Origin of the sequence: Roseburia sp. AF25-13LB, assembly GCF_003478915.1 — a bacterium.
Lineage (GTDB): Bacteria > Bacillota > Clostridia > Lachnospirales > Lachnospiraceae > Roseburia_C > Roseburia_C amylophila.
The window spans coordinates 24437-44045 of sequence record NZ_QUFO01000004.1 but is presented as its reverse complement, the minus strand read 5'-3'; the positions used below and the strand labels follow the sequence as shown (position 1 = coordinate 44045).

Sequence of the window (19609 nt, the reverse complement as noted above, 5' to 3'; positions counted from 1 at the left end):
AAGAATTGGAATGCCCTTTTTTCTATATCTGGGGAATTACCGGAGGAGAGAAGTCATACATTGATTGCAGAAAATAAAAATCATATTTCTCAGGGGATTTATGGTGAGAGGCAGAAAGGATGTATAGTATGAGTGAGACAGAATATTTCAATGTAGCAGATATTTTCGGCGAGAACGTATTCAATGATGCAGTAATGCAGGAACGTCTTCCGAAAAAGACCTACAAAAAGTTAAGAGAAGTAATCGAAGAGGGAAAAGAATTAGACCTTGAGACAGCAGACGTAGTGGCACATGAGATGAAAGAGTGGGCAATCGAAAAAGGAGCTACCCATTATACACACTGGTTCCAGCCATTAACAGGAGTAACTGCTGAGAAACATGATTCCTTTATTACAGCACCAATGCCAAACGGTAAAGTTTTGATGAGCTTTTCCGGTAAGGAATTAATCAAAGGTGAGCCGGATGCATCTTCTTTTCCATCCGGTGGATTAAGAGCAACCTTTGAGGCAAGAGGATATACAGCATGGGATTGTACTTCGCCGGCATTCGTAAGACAGGATGCAGCAGGAGCAACTCTTTGTATTCCTACCGCTTTCTGCTCCTACACAGGAGAAGCATTGGACCAGAAGACACCGTTACTTCGTTCCATGGAAGCAATTAATACCCAGTCTCTCCGGCTTTTAAGATTATTTGGAAATACAACATCTAAGAAAGTAACTCCTTCCGTTGGACCGGAGCAGGAATATTTCATCGTAGACAGAGAAAAATATTTAAAGAGAAAAGATTTAATCTTTACCGGACGTACCTTATTTGGAGCAATGCCTCCAAAAGGACAGGAAATGGATGACCATTACTTCGGAATCATCCGTGAGAGAATTGCAGCATACATGAGAGATGTAAATAAAGAATTATGGAAACTTGGTGTATCTGCAAAGACACAGCATAACGAAGTTGCTCCTGCACAGCATGAGTTAGCTCCAATCTACTCCGAAGCAAACGTAGCAGTAGACCACAACCAGTTAGTAATGGAAACCTTAAAGAAGGTTGCCGGCCGTCATGGCTTACAGTGTCTGCTTCATGAGAAGCCATTTGCAGGTGTCAATGGTTCTGGAAAACATAACAACTGGTCTATCACAACAGATGATGGAATTAACTTATTAGAGCCGGGCAAAACACCTCATGAGAACGTACAGTTCTTATTAGTGCTTACCTGTATCTTAAAAGCAGTAGATAAACATGCAGACCTGCTTCGTGAATCTGCAGCAGACGTTGGAAACGACCACAGATTAGGAGCAAACGAGGCACCGCCAGCAATCGTTTCTATCTATCTTGGAGAACAGTTACAGGATGTATTATCACAGCTTATCTGCACCGGAGAAGCTACACACAGTTTAGCTGGTTCTAAATTAGAGACTGGTGTTAAGACATTGCCTGACTTCATGAAAGATGCAACAGACCGTAACAGAACTTCACCGTTTGCATTTACCGGAAACAAATTCGAGTTCCGTATGGTTGGTTCCCAGGATTCCATCGCACAGCCAAACGTTGTATTGAATACAATTGTAGCAGAAGCATTTTCTGAGGCGTGTGATGAACTGGAAAAAGCAGACGATTTTGATATGGCAGTACATGATCTGATTAAGAAATATGCAACTGAGCATCAGAGAATCGTATTCAACGGAAACGGATATTCTGATGAATGGGTAGAGGAAGCAGAGCGTCGTGGACTTCCAAACATCAAGTCCATGGTAGATGCAATCCCGGCACTGAATACAGAAAAAGCAGTTTCTTTATTCGAGCGTTTTGGTGTATTTACCAAAGCGGAGCTGGATTCCCGTGTAGAAATCGAATATGAGACTTACGCAAAAGAGATTAACATCGAAGCAAAAGCTATGATTGATATTGCAGGAAAACAGATTATCCCGGCAGTTATCAAATATACAACAGAGCTTGCAACTTCTGCAGCAGCTGTAAAATCTGTATGTGATGCAGACATCAGTGTTCAGACAGAATTACTGGCAGAAGTATCTGACCTCTTATCTGAGACCAAGGTTGCTTTGGCAAAACTGGAAGAAGTAACAGAAAAAGGTGGAACAATGGAAGAGGGAAGAGATCAGGCTGTATATTACAGAGATGTTGTAAAAACAACAATGGATGCATTAAGAGCTCCGGTTGACAAGTTAGAGATGCTTGTTGACAAAGATATATGGCCAATGCCATCTTATGGAGATTTAATCTTCGAAGTATAAAAAAGAACTTTAATTGCAGGGCATTCTCCTTAGAACAGACGGAAAAAGAGGCATAAAAGGGAGGATGCCAGGCAACTTAAGTTACCTGGCAGATTATGAAAAAGAATATTTAAAGTTATGTTTTTCTTTTGCTTATGACTATACTATATCAGCCTAATTTGAAAAAAGCGTGTTGATAAAGTGAATCATCTTTGAATGCCAGGTGAATAAATTGTGAACAATAATAAGAAGGAGGACGAGATGATATGAAAAAGCTGGAAATTATTATTAAACCGGAAAAGCTTGAAGACTTGAAAGCAGTCTTAGAAAGCAGTGAAGTCAATGGTTTAAACATTGTAAATAGCATGGGATATGGTAATCAGAAGGGTATTATCAAGAATTACCGTGGAGCATCTTATAATGTAACATTACTTCCGAAAATCAAAGTAGAGACCGTTGTCTCAGATGAAGTTGCGCCAGGATTAATTGATAAGGTAGTAGATGAGATTAATACCGGTAACTTTGGTGATGGTAAAATCTTTGTGTATGATGTAGAAGATGCCGTTCGTATCCGTACCGGTGAACATGGTGACAAAGCATTATAAAAGATGCAAAGAGGAGTAAGGCGCAGATAGGAATCTGTCTTGTGGATATTGAAAAATGAATATCGCAAATAAATATTATCGAAGGAGATAAGCAGACAAGGAGAGAGCCTTGTTTGATATCTCTATTTTTTTTACTTTAATATTTATTTTAGTAAAGGAGGAAATGATTATGGATATGAGTGTTTGGTTCCTGATGGGAGCAGCGTTAGTATTTTTTATGCAATGTGGATTTGCAATGGTAGAGGCTGGTTTTACCAGATCAAAAAATACAGGTAATATTACAATGAAGAACCTGATGGACTTCTGTATTGGTACCGTTGCATTTTATTTATTAGGATATAATATTCTTTGTGGTGATGGAAAATTTGTAGGATGGGGTTTAAATCCATTGAAGAATTTTGGAACAACAGACTGGTCCAATTTCGTATTTAACCTGGTATTCTGTGCAACAGCTGCAACAATTGTATCTGGAGCAATGGCAGAGCGTACCAAATTCATTACATATTGTATTTACAGTTTTGTAATCAGCCTGATTGTATATCCGGTAGAAGCACACTGGGTATGGGGCGGAACTCCATGGCTTACAGACCTTGGATTTACAGATTTCGCAGGTTCTGCATGTATTCATATGGTAGGTGGAATTACCGCATTTATTGGAGCCGCTTTATTAGGACCTCGTATTGGTAAATATGACAAAGATGGTAAATCAAGACCTATTATGGGTCACAACATTTTAATTGGTGCGTTAGGAGTATTTATTCTCTGGTTTGGCTGGTATGGATTTAATGGTGCAGCAGCAACTGATACCTTACAGCTTTCGCAGATTTTTGCAACAACAACCATTGCACCGGCAGCAGCAACTGTTACAGCAATGATTTATACCTGGATTAAGAATGGTAAACCGGATGTGTCCATGTCCTTAAATGGTTCCCTGGCAGGTCTGGTAGCAATTACAGCAGGATGTGCAAATGTTGATGCAGTAGGAGCATTCATTATCGGTGGTTTAGCTGGTATCCTTTGTACCATGTCAGTATACTTTGTAGAAGACAAATTAAAAGTAGATGATCCGGTTGGTGCTGTATCCGTACACGGTGTCTGTGGTCTTTTTGGAACATTGATGGTAGGTCTTTTCGATTATACAGATGGTCTTTTCTATGGTGGAGGAATTCATCATCTGGCTATTCAGGCACTTGGTGTCGTATGTATCGCAGGCTGGGTAATTGTAACCATGAGCATTATATTTATCGTATTAAAGAAGACAATTGGTCTTAGAGTATCAAAAGAAGAAGAGTTAGAAGGTCTGGATTCTACTGAGCATGGCTTAGAGTCAGCTTACCCGGATTTTGTAACAAGAGAACTTCACTAATCATGTACTAATCTAATTGTGATTAGGTTAGTAATTATCTAATCCCCTTAGTAGTATATACATCAACAACGAAAGTCCTGGCGTATGTCAGGGCTTTTGTTGTTGTCTGTGCCCGGCATCAGATAGAAAAAATAGAAGCTGCCTTTGGCAGCTTCTATAGGTGTCTGATTATAGAATAATGATTTGGTTAATTCGTAGTGTTTCCATCAGAGCCGGTACCGGAACTTCCACCGCCGGTTCCTGTACCACCACCGGTTCCTGTACTGCCGCCGGTTCCTGTACCACCACCGGTTCCTGTACCACCACCGGTTCCTGTATTGCCGCCGGTTCCTGTACCACCATTGGTTCCGGTATCACCACCGGTATTTGTGCTGGTTCCGGTATTACCATGATCTGGTGTAGTATTATCCCCACCACCGGTAAGACTTCCACTGGTTGGATTAGAGGTATCTGTTGTATTAGTAGATGGGGTGGAAGGCTGTGTAACGGAACTTGAAGTGTGTACGTTACAGGTGCTGTTGGATAATTCATCTGTCATAAGATATGGAGAATCATCCGTACCTTCAGAACCGCCAACGATATAGATACCAGTCTGTCTTGTTTCTTCCGGACAATATTCATTTGCAAGCATTCCGGAGGAAGTACAGATTGTTGCACTGACATGATGGTCACATACTTCTGTTGGAACTGTGCCGGTTGCAAAATATTCTGTTTCAACCATGCTGCCACGCGGATCACAGTCACATAAACCTTCTACGGCAAGTTTCCCGGATTTCTTACATACGACAGCAGAAGTAATTCCGCTTGGCATAGTAAAGTCTTTATATTCCAGATTTTCATGAACACGGGACATAACTGCTTTCCAGATTAACTTTGGATATCTGGTGCTGGAAAGTTCGCTGTTATCATCATATCCGCCCCATACACCACAGGTATAATATGGTGTGTATCCTACGAAAAGAGCATCGCGGTCAGAGGTTGTAGTACCTGTTTTACCGGCAATCGGCATAGAACCGAAGTTAACGATTGTACCGGTACCGGAGGTAACAACATCTTCCATGGCATTGGTTAAGAGCCATGCAGTGGTGTCCTTTAATACAGTATGGGTCTGCGGAGTATTGTCAATTAAAACATTTCCGTCATGGTCTAAAATCTTGGTATAGAATCTTGGTTTGGTATAAGTACCGCCATTTGCAACGGTCGCATAGGCGGCAGTTAATTCTAAGTTGGTAACACCTTTATAGATACCTCCAAGGCAGAGAGCCTGATTATTATCGTGTTCAGCATCTAAGGTGGTAAATCCGAAGCTCTGTAAGTAACTGTAACCTAAATCGGTACTGATATCAGTGAGGGTCTTAACGGTTACAATATTGATGGAGTGGCAGATTGCTTCTCTTAAAGTAGTAAATCCACGATACTGGTCATCGTAGTTACGAAGAGAACGTCCATTGGTATAAGAATAAGGAGCATCATCTTCTACAGAGGCTAAGGTCATTCCACCACTGTCAAGAGCAGGTGCATAAGCAGCTAAAATCTTGAAGGTGGAACCCGGCTGTCTGGTGGTATCAGAAGCCCGGTTTAAGGTTTTGTTTGCGGTTTTATCACCACGGCCACCAACTAATGCTTTCACTTCACCGGTAGCCTGATCCATCAGCGTAAGGGAAGCCTGTGGCTGAATCGTAAAGGTAACGGATTCGCCGCTGCCCGGGATGGTATCTCCCTCTTCCATAATATCTGCTTTATACTGGTCAATGGCAGCCTGGGCATCTTCTTTGGAACTGAAGTTGATGTTGTAGCTGTTATTACCGGTTTTTTCACGATAGTAGGTGAGCATGGTCTGTTCACTGTAATTCTGCAGTGTACCATCGGCTTTCTGGATGGAAAGACGATAGGAGAAAGAATATTCCACCTGACCGTTGTAGTTATCTAAGTTATTGACTTCCTCATCACAAATCTGCTGGAGATTAGCATTCTGGGTGGAGTAAATGGTAAGACCACCACCATAGAGTGCATTGAAAGCCTGTGTCTCGGTATAACCTAATTCGTTGATTAAGTCATCCATTACCTGGTCGGTAAGGGTATCCACAAAGTAGGAGTTGACATTTGCAGTAGAAGAAGTGCTGTTATCTACAATCTGAATACGGTCGTAGACATTATCTGCTAATGCTTCGTCGTGTTCTTCCTGCGAAATATAACCCTGGTCTAACATATTGTCTAAGACATCTTTACGACGGGATGCGTTGTTGTCCGGGTTAGTAATCGGATTATACTTTGTCGGACTCTTGGTAATCGCTGCAATTACTGCACACTCAGAAAGTGTTAAGTCAGATACATCTTTGTTAAAATATCGTTTGGATGCAGCCTGGACACCAAGGGTATTCTGACCAAGGTTAATGGTGTTTAAGTAATTTTCCAGAATCCAGTTCTTGGATTCTCTTTTTTCAAGCTGTACAGCCAGATACTGTTCCTGTATTTTACGCTCAAACTTGTCAGCCATACTGTCTTCGCTTGTCCAGTCAGTGAAAACGTTGTTTTTCAGAAGCTGCTGTGTAATTGTGCTGGCTCCCTGATTAAAATGAAAACCGGATGCAATGCCTTTGAAGCCGGCACGGATGATTCCTTTGATATCAATTCCGTTGTGATCGTAAAAACGTTCATCTTCGATGGCTACGAATGCATGTTGAAGATTAATCGGCATCTTATCAATGGTTACCGGGTCACGATTTGTACCGGAAGTAACCAGAGTGGCAATTTCATTACCCTCATCGTCAAGAACGGTAGAGAGCTGTCCGGTAGGACTTGCATCAATATCATCTATATCTGGTGCAGAATCAATGATTCCTTTGAAGATTCCGATTCCTGCACAAATACCGACGACAGCTACTAAGAAAAAGCAGATCAGTAGAGTCTTGCAGAAAATTACGGAAAACTTCTTACGGACCATAGTACCTTTGGAAGTGAGCTCTTTTTCCTTCCTGGCGGTACTCTTCTTTCCATAATTCATAATGTGCCTCCTTTGGATTAATAACATTATTTTCTTATTATAGCAAAAAGATACCATATAATAAAGAAAAAAGTAAAAACGCAAGGTTTTGATAAGAAATTCTTAAGGTTTCCTTGCAGGAAAAATGGAAATCATGCTACAATAAGGAAACGAAAAAAGAGGCAGGAGCAATGCAATATGTCAGAAGTTTCAAACGGAAAAGTAATATATGAAGGCGGCAGTGGTGAGATTGAAGAGAAAAAATCGCGGTTTATTGCAAATATTGCACCAGTTACCACAGAAGAGGAAGCGGTAGCATATATCAATGCTATGAAGAAAAAATACTGGGATGCAAGACATAACTGCTCCGCATTTATAATAGGAAGAAATCAGGAGCTGACCCGCTGCTCGGATGACGGAGAACCTTCCGGCACAGCAGGCCGTCCGATGTTAGACGTACTTTTACGGGAGGGCATCCGGGATGTAGTGGTAGTAGTAACCCGGTATTTTGGTGGAACACTTCTGGGAACCGGTGGACTGGTGCGTGCTTATCAGGGTGCTGTACAGGAGGGCTTAAAGAATTGTACCATCATTGAAAAGAGACCGGGAAAGCGTCTTAAGATAAGTACGGATTATACAGGACTTGGCAAGATACAGTATCTTCTGGCAGAACAGGGCGTTACGATTATGGATACCGAATATGCAGAAGGTGTGGAACTGGATGCAGCAGTACCGTTAGAACAGTGTCTGGAATTAGAAAAGAAACTTACGGATTCCACCAGTGGAAAGGCAAAGCTGATGTGGGAAGAGACCATTGAATTTGCAGATTTGAACGGTACAATCAAAGTTTTTTGATGACCTGTAAAAACTTTTTGCAAAAAATCGAAAAAAAATCGAAAAAGTGCTTGACGAATGGAATGTTTTCATGTAGAATACCCATTGTTGACACAACAAAGGGCTATCGCCAAACGGTAAGGCAACGGACTCTGACTCCGTCATTTCAAGGTTCGAATCCTTGTAGCCCTGCTCATGAAAACACCACAGCAGCGTGGTGTTTTTTTACTTTACAGGAAATTGCTTTCCCGCAAAGTAAAAACGATCCGCGAGGATGCGCACTGCGACGTATAAGGTAGATGCCGCAAGCGGCCGCCGCAGGCGCGAGAATGTGCCCAGGCACATTCTTTTTAATAGCCAGGCATTTACAAGGAGGACACATCTATGTATTCCATGAAAAGCAGAGTAAGATATAGTGAAGCAGACAGCGGACAGAAGATGACATTTCAGGCATTGACTAATTATCTGCAGGATTGTTGTATATTCCAGTCAGAGGATCTTGGAATTGGCGTGGACTATTTGAAGGAGCATGCACAGGCATGGTTTTTGGCATCCTGGCAGATTGTGGTAGAACGGCTGCCGGTTCTTGGAGAAAAAATAACAGTAAAGACCTGGCCATATAACTTTAAAGGTTTTTATGGTTATCGTAATTTTACCATAGAGGATGCTGAGGGAAAAATCTGTGCTTATGCGGATTCCCAGTGGATTTTTATGGATTTAAAGAGGGAAAGACCGGCACGGATTTCTGATAAGATGTTAGAAGAATATCAGATGGAAGAGCCTTTCAAAATGGACTATGCGGACAGAAAGATAAAACTTCCGGAGAAAATGCAGGAACAGGAAAGCTTTCAGATTCGCCCGGAGCAGATTGATACCAATCATCATGTAAATAATGAACAGTATATTGCCATGGCAAAGAATTATCTGCCTGAGAATTTTAATATCCATAAAATGCGGGCAGAATACCGGAAAGCAGCAGTATTAGGAGACAAGGTATTCCCATTTGTATATGCAGATGATAAAATGTATCTGGTATCACTGGCGGATGAAGAGCAGAAACCATATGCCATTGTAGAATTTGAACAATAGAAAGCAGGAAAATATGAATCTTGGAGAAAAACAGGAACTAACAGCAGTAAAGAAAGTTGAATTTGGAATGTATCTGGCAGAAAATCCGAAGGATGAGACCAGAGTGCTTTTGCCGGCAAAACAGGTGCCGGAGGGACTTTGCATTGGAGATAAAGTAGAAATCTTTTTATACCGGGATTCCAAAGACCGCCTGATTGCAACCACCTATGAACCGAAATTGGTACTGGGACAGCTTGCAGTGCTTCCGGTATTGGAAGTTGGTAAAATAGGAGCATTTTTAGACTGGGGACTGGAAAAGGATTTATTCCTTCCTTATAAGGAGATGACCCGCAAGGTAAATGCCGGGGATGAAGTCATGGTAACTTTATATATTGATAAGAGCCGCAGACTTTGTGCCAGCATGAAGAATCTTTATGACCTTTTAAGCAAAGATTCTCCATATAAAGCAGGGGATGAAGTAGAAGCAAGAATCTATGAATTCAGTGATAATTTTGGAACCTTTGCAGCGGTGGATGATAAATATTCTGCAATGATTTCCAAGCATGAGGACAGCAGCCATCTTCGGATAGGGGATGTAATTGCTGCCAGGGTAGTCAATGTAAAACCGGATGGCAAACTGGATATTACCCTTCGGGAAAAAGCTTACCTTCAGATGGACAGCGATGCACAGAAGGTAATGGAAGTGATAGATTCCTATGCCGGCGTACTGCCATTTACAGAAAAGGCATCACCGGAAGTAATCATGAGGGAAACCGGACTCAGCAAGGCAGCATTCAAGCGCGCTATAGGCAGACTCTATAAGGAGAGAAAGATAACCCTCAGCGAGCATGCAATCCGTAAAAACAGTTAATTTACGCGAGCAGCCAGAAAAACTGCATGTTTGCATGCAGATTTGGCGAGCACCGCGAATAGTTATTATTTAAATAAAGAAAGAAGGAACGAGACATGAAGAAAGTAATCGCAACAGAAAAAGCACCGGCAGCAATCGGACCATATTCACAGGCAATTGAAGTAAATGGAATGGTATATACTTCTGGTATTATTCCCGTTGTACCGGCAACCGGCGAAATTCCGGAAGGCTCTGTAGCACAGGCAAAACAGGCACTGACCAATCTTTCCAATCTTTTAGAAGCAGCAGGCACAAATATGGACAAAGTGGTTAAGACGACGGTGTTCATCAAAGAGATGAATGATTTCGCAGCAATTAATGAGGTTTATAAGACATTCTTTACCACCGATTTCCCAGCAAGAAGCTGCGTAGAAGTAGCACGTCTGCCAAAAGACGTTATGCTTGAAATCGAAGCAATCGCAATGAAATAGGACAAGGAAACATAGAAAAAGACCGGAAATCTTAAAGTCTCCCTGAAGGAAGAAAAAGGTTCCGGTCTTTTGCGTTGCAATGTATTGTCTTGCAAAACCATACAGTGGATTTAAACGGAGACATCAAAGTTCCCGCCAACAGCAGGATTTACAGACAATTCCATGGCACGAATCAGGCTGTCACTCATACTCTGACTGACATCCAGCTGGTTACTCAGCATTGCAACTCCAATCGCTTCGCTGGTTGGAGTAGAGGCACTGTTGAGTGCGCTTAAAGCAGTATTGTTTAATGCTGCAATATCCATATCAGTCACATCCTTTCTGCTTTGATATGTACTTTCATTATGGCATGGCAGATTAGAAAAAGCAAGGAAACATTCATATATTTTGGAAAAGGTGGTATACTTATCCTACTGAAGAAATGGAGGAGCCACAACATGTATGATGTGATTATAATAGGAAGCGGCCCTGCAGGGCTGTCGGCGGCAATTTATGCAGGAAGAGCAAAATTTGATACACTTATAATAGAAGAAAAGCCAATGAGCGGAGGTCAGATTGTCAATACCAGTGAAGTGGACAACTATCCGGGACTGCCAGGAGTGGGTGGATTTGAACTGGCACAGAAGATGCGGGAGCATGCCCAAAAGAGCGGCGTGACTTTTGTAAAAGAACAGGTCGTATCGGTAGAGGATAAGCAGGAAAAGAAGTTAGTAACAACCAATCAGAACCAGTACGAAGCAAAAGCAGTAATCATTGCATCAGGAGCATCTTACCGGAAGCTTGGGGTACCGGGGGAGGAAAGACTTACCGGTATGGGAGTTTCATATTGTGCTACCTGCGATGGAGCATTTTTCCGGAATCGGACTGTTGCGGTGGCAGGCGGTGGTGATGTCGCGTTAGAGGATGCACTCTTTTTGGCAAGAGGTTGTGAAAAAGTATACCTCATTCACCGGAGAGACAGTTTCCGTGGCGCAAAAGTGTTAGCGGAGCAGGTGCAGACAAATGAAAAAATTGAAATTTTATATGATACCGTAGTAGAGGAAATCTGCGGTGAAGGAATGGTAGAGAAAATCAAAATATTAAATAAGAAGGCACAGGAAGAAAAAATGCTTCCGGTAAATGGCATTTTTGTTGCTGTGGGAATGGTGCCGAATACCGTAAAAGTAATACCGCATCTGGCATTGGATGATACAGGATATATCAAAGCCGGAGAGGATGGAAGGAGCAGTGTGCCTGGCATATATGCAGTGGGGGATGTCAGAACCAAACAGCTGCGCCAGGTCGTAACGGCAGTAGCAGATGGCGCCAATGCCATTGCTTCTATGGAAAGTGATGGAATGATTTCGTAAAAGAAAGGAAAGAATGTTGTAAAAAAAGCGGGAATTTTAGGTTGACATGACAGGTTAGCTGCGCTATAATGACTCTGTAATAAATGTAATAAATTTGTAACAAATCGTTAGGTTTGGAGGTTTTTATGTATAAGAAAGCGTTAAGATTAACAGCCTGCGGACTCGCAAGCGCATTATTAATCACTGGAAGCAATGCAACAACATATGCAGCACCAGTCGCAGGTGTTACTTCAGCAATGGAAGTGGGGGCTTCCAATGACACATTAGTAGCAGGTTTTTCTTTGACATTCAGCAATTATATGGCAAGCAGTGAGCTTGTAGCAAAGGCGAATGTGGCAACTGCACAGAATAATGATACACCTGTTGTTACAGAAGGGGATGCAGCACAGCAGGATACAGCAGAAGAGGCACAGCCGGCAGAAGAAGATCCGTTCGCAAATGTGGCAATTGCACAGGTTGATAACTATGTAAATATCAGAAGCGAAGCATCAGAAGACAGTGAGGTGCTTGGTAAGCTTTATAATAATTCAGCAGCAACCGTCCAGCAGACCGTAGATGGATGGTATCAGATTACTTCTGGCACCGTTACCGGTTATGTTAAGAGTGAATATGTAGTAGTCGGCAATGAAGAGCTGGCCCGTTCCGTCGGACGTCGTGTAGCAACTGTAAATGAAGATGCAGTTACTTTATTTGTGAGAACAGAGCCTTCTACCGATTCTAAGAAACTTGGAATGGTTGCAGGACTGGATGATTTGACAGTTACAGATGAGTCTGTAGATGGATGGGTAAAAGTTTCCATCGAAGAGGGCGAGGGATATGTATCCGCTGATTATGTAACATTATCTACTGAATTCGTTCAGGCAGAATCCAAAGAAGAAGAAGCCGCAAGACTTGCAAAAGAAGAGGCTGAAAGAAAAGCAGCAGAAGAAGCAGCAAAGAAAGCAGCAGAAAAATCTTCTAAGAGCAGCAGCTCATCCTCCAGTACATCTGGTGGTACATCTACATACAATGCACCATCCGGATCTGATGGAGCAGCAGTTGCAAACTTCGCAAGCCAGTTCGTTGGTAATCCATATGTAGCAGGTGGAACAAGCTTAACAAACGGAGCAGACTGTTCCGGATTTGTAATGAGTGTGTATGCACAGTTTGGAGTATCATTACCACATTCTTCAGGAGCAATGAGAGGCTGCGGATATGAAGTTGGTACAGACCAGATGCAGCCGGGCGATATCGTATGCTACAGTGGACATGTTGCAATTTATGTTGGTAACAACACAATCGTACATGCCAGCACACCGTCATCAGGAATCAAATTTACATCACCGATTGACTATAAGCCAGTTCTTTCTGTAAGACGTATTTTCTAGGATGTCCGGATTTGATTTACGCGAGTAGCGAGAAAAATCGCATGCTTGCATGCAGATTTGGCGAGCGCCGCGATAACTCGAGAAACTCGCAAAGCGTGTTTCTTGTAGTTTATGGTAAAATTAAGGATGAAATAATATTGAAAAGGATAAACAGGGACTGTTGCGGTTGCAACAGTCCTTTTTTTGCTTTACAGGAAATTGCTTTCCTGTAAAGTAAAAAACGTTCCGCGAGGATGCACACTGCAGGTAGACATTTGGAAAAAAGCAGATATAAAAATTTGATACGTTATTAAAAGATATTCTATTTTTATCTGGAAAAACTGCAATTATAATAAAATCAGCCAATAAAGTGGCGGAGGCGCATTATTATAGAATGAAAGGAAAGGCAGGTTACCACAGATGGAATATACAGCATCAGAACAAAGATATGAAACCATGAAATACAGAAGAGTAGGAAAGAGCGGATTGTTGTTTCCTGTGTTGTCCCTTGGTTTCTGGCATAATTTTGGAACCAATGATAATTATGAGAACATGAAGGCGATGTGTTTTACGGCATTTGACCATGGAGTCACACAGTTTGACCTGGCAAATAATTATGGCCCGGAATATGGCAGTGCAGAGAGTAATCTTGGCAGAATCATGCGGGAAGAATTGCGTGCCTACCGCGATGAATTATTGATTACAACGAAAGCAGGTTATGATATGTGGCCGGGACCTTATGGGGACCATGGCAGCAGGAAGTATCTGATTGCGAGCTTAGACCAGAGCTTAAAACGTATGGGACTTGAATACGTGGACATTTTTTATCATCACAGAATGGATCCGGATACGCCATTGGAAGAAACCATGCTGGCATTAGACCAGATTGTAAGAAGCGGAAAAGCATTATATGTAGGAATATCCAATTATGATGGCGTGCATATGAAACAGGCAGCTGAAATCTTGGAAGATTTAAAGTGTCCGTTTGTGATAAACCAGAACCGCTATAATATCTTTGACCGTACGGTAGAGAATAATGGCTTGCTAGAAGCTGCAAAAGAGAAGGGGAAAGGTGTGATCGCATTTTCTCCACTTGCACAGGGAATGCTGACAGATAAGTATATCGGTGGAATTCCGGAGGACAGCCGGATTAAAAGAGATGGCAGATTCCTTCATGCATCCGACCTTACGGAAACAAGAATGCAGCAGATTAAGAGCCTGAATGAAATTGCAAAGCGCCGTGGACAGACACTGGCACAGATGGCATTAAGCTGGATATTAAAGGATGAGACGGTAGCAAGTGTTCTGATTGGCGCATCCCGTCCGCAGCAGATATTAGATAATTTAAAGATTGTAGATGCACCGGCACTTACCACGGAAGAGTTAGAAGAAATCGAAGCTGTCTGCAGAGCCTGAAGCCTGGACGCAGATGCAGTTTTGAAAAAAAGAATAGAAGGAATTGTTCATACAATTTTCTAATCAAAATAGTTATGTGAACGAATATGATATTATGTAAATATACATATGGGGAAGAGGTACTATTTTGAAAAGTGGAAAAGAAATTCATTTGACGGAAAAGAAGTGTAAATTGCAATCAGACAATTTTGCACTTCTTTTTTGAAAATATACAATATGCACAAAAAAGAAAAGAACGTCGAAAAAAAGTGCTGGAAATCATAAAAAAGTCCCAAAAGTTATCCACATCGAAAAATGTGGAAATATCGAAAAAAAGGAGTTATACACCAAGTTATACACATTATCCACAGAAAAAAGGAGAAAAATATAGGTTTACATAGCAAAAAATAAGAACGGATGTTTTGTGAACAAATGATAAAGTTGATAACTTTTCAAAAAAATACACAAAATCTATTGACATTGCAATATTGAAAAAATCATATAAAATTGTCTGAAAATGTCAGTTTATTTACAAAGGTGTAAAAAGGCAATCTGAGAAAATTATTACAGAAAATTTGCACAATGGTTGAAAAAAACTGGAGCTTTTGCTATACTACTTGCATAAAAGCGCATGGAAATGCACAGAATAAGACAGGTGTAAGATGTTAAAGAAAATCGATATACTGGGAATAGAAGTAGATAATTATACAGTCCGTGAAGCAATGATGCAGGTGGAAAATTATCTGGATAACACGATAATGAATACCATAGAGACCATAGATATGAAGATGTTAGAACTGGCAGGACAGGATGAAACGGTGCGGGCGTGCATTGAACAGCTGGATCTTGCGGTAATCGGAGAGAAGGAGATTCTGATTGCGGCAGATGTTCATTCCAGCCAGCGGCTCAGTGAGACCATTAATCATGATTTCTTCCGGGAATTCATCAAGCGGATTATCCGTAACCATAAGAGAGTTTTTTTGTTGGCAGAAACCATTGCTCAGGAAGAACAGCTGGAGCATTTCCTTGTAGGAAAATACGAACAGATTGAGGTGGCGGGTCATTGTGCGATTGAGGAAAAGTCCAATGACTTTGAAAGTGTGGTAAATGAGATTAACAGTGCCAGTGCAGATGTTATTTTTTCCATTCTGCCGTCTCCGTTACAGGAACAGTTTTTGACAGAAAATAAAAGCAAACTGGATGCTAAAATATGGTATGGGTTGAGCAGTGATTATGCACCGCGTTCCCGTATCAGCAGAATATCCCAGATAGCGGGCAGATTGATTTATAAGAAGAAACTGCAGAGCAAATTACACAAATATAATAAAGATTAAAGGAAACGGATGGTTATGGGTCTGGGATATAAAAGACCGGCCATAGTGGATTATTTGTGTATGACAGCAGGAACCTGCCTTATGGGTATAGCAATTCAGTCCATCTATGACCCGGTAGGAATGGTTGTTGGTGGATTTACCGGAGTTGCAATTCTTATCAGACAACTGACAGTAAAATGGATTCCCGGAGGAATTCCGTTATGGTTTACGAACCTGGCGTTGAATCTTCCGGTTTTTTTATGCGCATGGAGAAGAAAGGGAAAGAAATTTTTGTGGCGGGCATTATATGGAATGGTAATGCTGTCTTTCTGGCTTCTGGTACTGCCTCACTGGAATATAGCCCAGGATGATTATATGCTGGCAGCTATTTATGGCGGATGCATCTCCGGAGCGGGAATCGGTCTGGTTCTGGTGACGAAGTCCTCTACTGGAGGGACAGATATGGTAGCCACTTTATTACAGCGTTTTCTTAAACAATATACCATTGCACAGACTATGCTGGTGTTAGATGGTATTATTGTGTTAAGCGGAATGTTTTTCTTTGGAGTAAAGCCGGCGTTATATGCTGTGGTGGCAATTTTTATAACAACGGAAGTATCGGATGCAATTATGGAAGGTATCAAATATTCCAAGGCGGCGTATATCATTACGGAAGATGCCGCTGAAGTGGCAGATGCACTGATGCACCGGATGAACCGCGGTGTTACGGCGATTCATGCAAAGGGAATGTATTCCGGAAATGAGAAGGACATACTCTTTTGTGCAGTGCCGAAAAAGGAAATTGTAGAGTTAAAAGAGATAGTAATGGAACTTGACGCGAAAGCTTTTGTAATTGTGACGGATGCCCGGGAAGTGCTGGGAGAAGGTTTTTTGGAATATTAGCATAAAAATATTCACATTTCCTCTTTATTTTTTTGACGTTTTGCATTAAAATAAGATTCAAAGAGTTTTATCTTTCACAAAAGGATGCGAATTTTTTGTGAAAGTTGTCCAGTAACTGGGGCGATATTGATAAGAGAAGGAGAAAAAAGTATGATTTCAAATCAGATACTTCAAAACACAATTGACGGTTTGAAAGGGATTACAAGAGTGGATATGTGCATTATCGATACTGAGGGGAAAGTATTGGCAACCACATTTCCCGATGCAGATAATTATATCAATCCTGCATTGGCATTTGTAGAATCTCCGGCAGACAGTCAGGTGATTCAGGGATGCCAGTTCTTTAAAGTTTTTGATGATCATCAGATAGAATATGTTTTACTGGCAAATGGTGACAGTGATGATGTGTATATGGTGGGAAAAATTGCCGGTTTCCAGATTCAGAATCTTCTGGTAGCATATAAGGAACGGTTTGATAAGGACAACTTTATTAAGAATCTTTTATTGGATAATCTTCTTTTAGTAGATATTTATAACCGTGCGAAGAAGCTTCATATTGAGACGGAAGTACGCCGCGTGGTATATGTTGTAGAAACCAACCGGGAAAAGGACGGAAATGAACTGGAAAAAGTACGCAGTATCTTTGGTGGCAAGTCCAAGGATTTTGTGACAGCGGTAGATGAGAAAAATATCATTGTGGTAAAAGAACTTGCAGAAAATGAGACCTATGAGGATTTGGAGAAAACGGCAGAAGTTATCTTAAATCTGTTCAAGGCAGATGAAGACTGCGAGGCTTATATCGCATATGGTACCGTAGTAAATGAGATTAAGGAAGTATCCCGTTCTTATAAAGAAGCCCGAATGGCATTGGATGTAGGAAAGATATTCTTTGAAGAGAAGAATATTATTGCGTATTCTGCACTGGGAATTGGACGTCTGATTTATCAGCTCCCGATTCCACTTTGCAAAATGTTTATCAAAGAGATTTTCGATGGAAAATCTCCGGATGATTTTGATGAAGAAACACTTACTACCATCAATAAATTCTTTGAAAACAGCCTGAACGTTTCAGAAACATCCAGACAGTTATACATACACAGAAATACACTGGTATACCGTCTGGATAAACTGCAGAAAAGCACAGGCTTAGACCTTCGGGTATTTGAAGATGCCATTACATTTAAAATTGCGTTAATGGTAGTAAAATACATGAAATATATGGAGACATTGGATTACTAAGCAGTAGTTTTAGGAGGAACACATGATTAAGCTTGAACATGTAAGCAAGTCATATTCGGCAGGAATACCGGCATTAAATGATATCAGTCTTAATATAGAAGAAGGGGAATTTGTTTTTATCGTTGGAAACAGCGGCTCCGGAAAGTCAACACTGATTAAATTATTGTTAAAAGAATTAGAGCCGACCAAAGGGGTTATTACGATTAACAACCGTAATTTAAATGCGATCCGGAGAAAACAGATACCGAAATATCGTCGTAATGTAGGTGTTGTGTTCCAGGATTTCCGCCTTTTAAAAGACAGAAATGTATATGAGAATGTAGCATTTGCCCAGAAGGTAATAGGTACTCCGGCAAGGCTCATAAGAAGCAGTGTACCGACCATGTTATCCATGGTAGGGCTGGCTGCCAAATATAAATCTTATCCAAAACAGTTGTCCGGTGGAGAACAGCAGAGGGTTGCCATTGCAAGAGCACTGGTAAATCAGCCGAAGATTCTTCTGGCAGATGAGCCGACCGGTAATCTTGATAACCATAATGCATGGGAAATCATGAAACTCTTAGAGGAGATTAACCAGAAGGGAACGACAGTAGTCGTTGTTACACATAATCTTGAGATTGTCAAGGCAATGAAGAAACGTGTAATCACAATGAAGAAAGGCGTCATTATCAGTGACGAGAAAGGTGATTGCAGCGATGAGGATTAGTTCGTTTTTCTATTCAATAAAACAGGGTATCAAGAATATCTGGCGTAACAAAATGTTTTCAGTAGCATCTATTGCGACCATGTGTGCCTGTATCTTTTTGTTTGGACTTTTCTATTCGATTGTAGAAAACTTCCAGTCAATGGTAAAAGAGGCAGAGGAAGGCGTTGCAGTATCTGTTTTCTTTAATGAGGGAATCTCGCAGGAACAGATAGATGAGATTGGTAATAAAATTAGTAAGCGTGTGGAAGTTGCCAGCTATGAATTTATTTCCGCAGATGAAGCGTGGGAAAGATGTAAAGAGACATATTTTGGTGGCTCAGAAGAAGCAGCAGAGGGATTTGCGGAGAATCCACTTGCTAATTCTGCCAGTTATGAAATTTATATGAAAGATGTTTCTATGCAGGATGCACTGGTTACATATTTAGAGTCCTTAGATGGCGTAAGGGAAGTGCATCATTCTGCAGTGGTGGCAAATACATTGTCTGATTTTAATAAACTGATTGCGTATGTTTCCGGAGGCATTATCTTAATTCTGCTTGCGGTTGCTATCTTCTTAATCAGTAATACCGTTACAGTTGGCATCTCGGTACGAAGAGAAGAGATTGCGATTATGAAGCTGATTGGAGCTACGGATTCTTTTGTGCGGGCACCATTTGTAGTAGAGGGTGTGCTGATTGGACTTCTGGGTTCTGCATTGCCACTGATTCTGCTTTACTTCATGTATGGCAAGATTATAGTATATGTAGCGGACAAATTCAGCTTTTTAGATAATATTATGAATTTTATTCCGGTTGCAGAACTGTTTCACAGTCTGGTTCCAATTTCACTGCTGTTGGGAGTGGGAATTGGATTTGTTGGCAGCCGGCTGACTATTAAGAAGCATTTGAAAGTATAAGGACAAAGGGTATCGCCTGTGTACTGGGGCAGTCACGG

17 protein-coding genes and 1 tRNA gene are annotated in these 19609 nt (G+C 41.2%); 16 read left to right on the top strand and 2 right to left on the bottom strand.

The features are described from left to right. The first annotated feature begins 128 nt into the window (after positions 1–128). From DWY37_RS07195 to DWY37_RS07185, 3 genes are all read left to right on the top strand, one after another. Positions 129–2249 carry a glutamine synthetase III family protein gene (locus DWY37_RS07195; RefSeq protein ID WP_117842224.1) on the top strand — a complete coding sequence of 707 codons (2121 nt, stop codon included), beginning with the start codon at positions 129–131 and terminating at the stop codon, positions 2247–2249. A gap of 245 nt (positions 2250–2494) precedes the next feature. Beyond that, positions 2495–2833: a P-II family nitrogen regulator gene (locus DWY37_RS07190; protein WP_022243575.1), complete on the top strand. Its 339-nt coding sequence runs from the start codon at positions 2495–2497 to the stop codon at positions 2831–2833. 169 nt (positions 2834–3002) lie between these two features. Next, positions 3003–4199, top strand: a complete 1197-nt coding sequence (locus DWY37_RS07185) for an ammonium transporter (protein ID WP_117842248.1) — start codon at positions 3003–3005, stop codon at positions 4197–4199. A 187-nt stretch (positions 4200–4386) separates the two neighbouring features. On the opposite strand, the gene DWY37_RS07180 is transcribed toward DWY37_RS07185, so the two are convergent. Further along, on the bottom strand, positions 4387–7203 hold the full coding sequence (locus DWY37_RS07180; RefSeq protein ID WP_117842225.1) for a transglycosylase domain-containing protein: 2817 nt from the start codon (positions 7201–7203) through the stop codon (positions 4387–4389). Between the two features lie 177 nt (positions 7204–7380). Between DWY37_RS07180 and DWY37_RS07175 the strand changes: the two genes are divergently transcribed. The 5 genes from DWY37_RS07175 (at position 7381) to DWY37_RS07155 (ending at position 10425) form a co-directional block, all read left to right on the top strand. Continuing rightward, positions 7381–8037: a YigZ family protein gene (locus tag DWY37_RS07175; RefSeq protein ID WP_022243572.1), complete on the top strand. Its 657-nt coding sequence runs from the start codon at positions 7381–7383 to the stop codon at positions 8035–8037. Between the two features lie 99 nt (positions 8038–8136). Beyond that, a tRNA-Gln gene (locus DWY37_RS07170) sits at positions 8137–8208 on the top strand. 192 nt (positions 8209–8400) lie between these two features. Next, on the top strand, positions 8401–9105 hold the full coding sequence (locus DWY37_RS07165) for an acyl-[acyl-carrier-protein] thioesterase (RefSeq protein ID WP_117842227.1): 705 nt from the start codon (positions 8401–8403) through the stop codon (positions 9103–9105). 13 nt (positions 9106–9118) lie between these two features. Continuing rightward, positions 9119–9955: a CvfB family protein gene (locus DWY37_RS07160; protein ID WP_118541988.1), complete on the top strand. Its 837-nt coding sequence runs from the start codon at positions 9119–9121 to the stop codon at positions 9953–9955. Positions 9956–10050: 95 nt separating this feature from the next. After that, entirely contained in the window at positions 10051–10425 is a 375-nt protein-coding gene (locus DWY37_RS07155; RefSeq protein ID WP_022243569.1) for a RidA family protein, read from the top strand. Between the two features lie 110 nt (positions 10426–10535). On the opposite strand, the gene DWY37_RS07150 is transcribed toward DWY37_RS07155, so the two are convergent. Then, positions 10536–10730: a YjfB family protein gene (locus DWY37_RS07150; protein WP_022243568.1), complete on the bottom strand. Its 195-nt coding sequence runs from the start codon at positions 10728–10730 to the stop codon at positions 10536–10538. Positions 10731–10769: 39 nt separating this feature from the next. Here DWY37_RS07150 and trxB point away from each other — a divergent pair, with 39 nt between their 5' ends. The 8 genes from trxB to ftsX all read left to right on the top strand — a co-directional run bounded on the left by trxB (position 10770) and on the right by ftsX (position 19571). Further along, on the top strand, positions 10770–11774 hold the full coding sequence (trxB, locus tag DWY37_RS07145) for a thioredoxin-disulfide reductase (protein ID WP_117696690.1): 1005 nt from the start codon (positions 10770–10772) through the stop codon (positions 11772–11774). Between the two features lie 125 nt (positions 11775–11899). Further along, positions 11900–13141, top strand: a complete 1242-nt coding sequence (locus DWY37_RS07140; RefSeq protein ID WP_117696693.1) for a C40 family peptidase — start codon at positions 11900–11902, stop codon at positions 13139–13141. Positions 13142–13540: 399 nt separating this feature from the next. Continuing rightward, positions 13541–14536 (top strand): aldo/keto reductase, encoded by a 996-nt coding sequence (locus tag DWY37_RS07135; protein ID WP_117696696.1) that lies wholly within the window; start codon positions 13541–13543, stop codon positions 14534–14536. Positions 14537–15177: 641 nt separating this feature from the next. Then, complete coding sequence (locus tag DWY37_RS07130; protein WP_117696699.1) at positions 15178–15849, top strand: WecB/TagA/CpsF family glycosyltransferase; 672 nt, start codon at positions 15178–15180, stop codon at positions 15847–15849. A 9-nt stretch (positions 15850–15858) separates the two neighbouring features. Then, a complete protein-coding gene (locus DWY37_RS07125; protein WP_330417570.1) occupies positions 15859–16731 on the top strand; it encodes a YitT family protein in 873 nt (290 codons plus the stop codon). Positions 16732–16881: 150 nt separating this feature from the next. After that, complete coding sequence (locus DWY37_RS07120) at positions 16882–17970, top strand: PucR family transcriptional regulator (RefSeq protein ID WP_117696702.1); 1089 nt, start codon at positions 16882–16884, stop codon at positions 17968–17970. Between the two features lie 22 nt (positions 17971–17992). Beyond that, the gene (gene ftsE, locus DWY37_RS07115; protein ID WP_022243561.1) at positions 17993–18676 is read left to right on the top strand and encodes a cell division ATP-binding protein FtsE; all 684 of its coding nucleotides are present in this window, start codon (positions 17993–17995) and stop codon (positions 18674–18676) included. Further along, on the top strand, positions 18666–19571 hold the full coding sequence (gene ftsX / locus DWY37_RS07110; RefSeq protein WP_117842235.1) for a permease-like cell division protein FtsX: 906 nt from the start codon (positions 18666–18668) through the stop codon (positions 19569–19571). The genes ftsE and ftsX overlap by 11 nt, the downstream gene beginning before the upstream one ends. Positions 19572–19609: the final 38 nt, after the last annotated feature.

Bases quoted from the DNA above. Each gene is read 5' to 3' on its own strand.
- DWY37_RS07195 (WP_117842224.1), top strand. From the start codon at position 129: ATGAGTGAGACAGAATATTTCAATGTAGCAGATATTTTCGGCGAGAAC.
- DWY37_RS07190 (WP_022243575.1), top strand. From the start codon at position 2,495: ATGAAAAAGCTGGAAATTATTATTAAACCGGAAAAGCTTGAAGACTTG.
- DWY37_RS07185 (WP_117842248.1), top strand. From the start codon at position 3,003: ATGGATATGAGTGTTTGGTTCCTGATGGGAGCAGCGTTAGTATTTTTT.
- DWY37_RS07180 (WP_117842225.1), bottom strand. From the start codon at position 7,203: ATGAATTATGGAAAGAAGAGTACCGCCAGGAAGGAAAAAGAGCTCACT.
- DWY37_RS07175 (WP_022243572.1), top strand. From the start codon at position 7,381: ATGTCAGAAGTTTCAAACGGAAAAGTAATATATGAAGGCGGCAGTGGT.
- DWY37_RS07165 (WP_117842227.1), top strand. From the start codon at position 8,401: ATGTATTCCATGAAAAGCAGAGTAAGATATAGTGAAGCAGACAGCGGA.
- DWY37_RS07160 (WP_118541988.1), top strand. From the start codon at position 9,119: ATGAATCTTGGAGAAAAACAGGAACTAACAGCAGTAAAGAAAGTTGAA.
- DWY37_RS07155 (WP_022243569.1), top strand. From the start codon at position 10,051: ATGAAGAAAGTAATCGCAACAGAAAAAGCACCGGCAGCAATCGGACCA.
- DWY37_RS07150 (WP_022243568.1), bottom strand. From the start codon at position 10,730: ATGGATATTGCAGCATTAAACAATACTGCTTTAAGCGCACTCAACAGT.
- trxB (WP_117696690.1), top strand. From the start codon at position 10,770: ATGGCATGGCAGATTAGAAAAAGCAAGGAAACATTCATATATTTTGGA.
- DWY37_RS07140 (WP_117696693.1), top strand. From the start codon at position 11,900: ATGTATAAGAAAGCGTTAAGATTAACAGCCTGCGGACTCGCAAGCGCA.
- DWY37_RS07135 (WP_117696696.1), top strand. From the start codon at position 13,541: ATGGAATATACAGCATCAGAACAAAGATATGAAACCATGAAATACAGA.
- DWY37_RS07130 (WP_117696699.1), top strand. From the start codon at position 15,178: ATGTTAAAGAAAATCGATATACTGGGAATAGAAGTAGATAATTATACA.
- DWY37_RS07125 (WP_330417570.1), top strand. From the start codon at position 15,859: ATGGTTATGGGTCTGGGATATAAAAGACCGGCCATAGTGGATTATTTG.
- DWY37_RS07120 (WP_117696702.1), top strand. From the start codon at position 16,882: ATGATTTCAAATCAGATACTTCAAAACACAATTGACGGTTTGAAAGGG.
- ftsE (WP_022243561.1), top strand. From the start codon at position 17,993: ATGATTAAGCTTGAACATGTAAGCAAGTCATATTCGGCAGGAATACCG.
- ftsX (WP_117842235.1), top strand. From the start codon at position 18,666: ATGAGGATTAGTTCGTTTTTCTATTCAATAAAACAGGGTATCAAGAAT.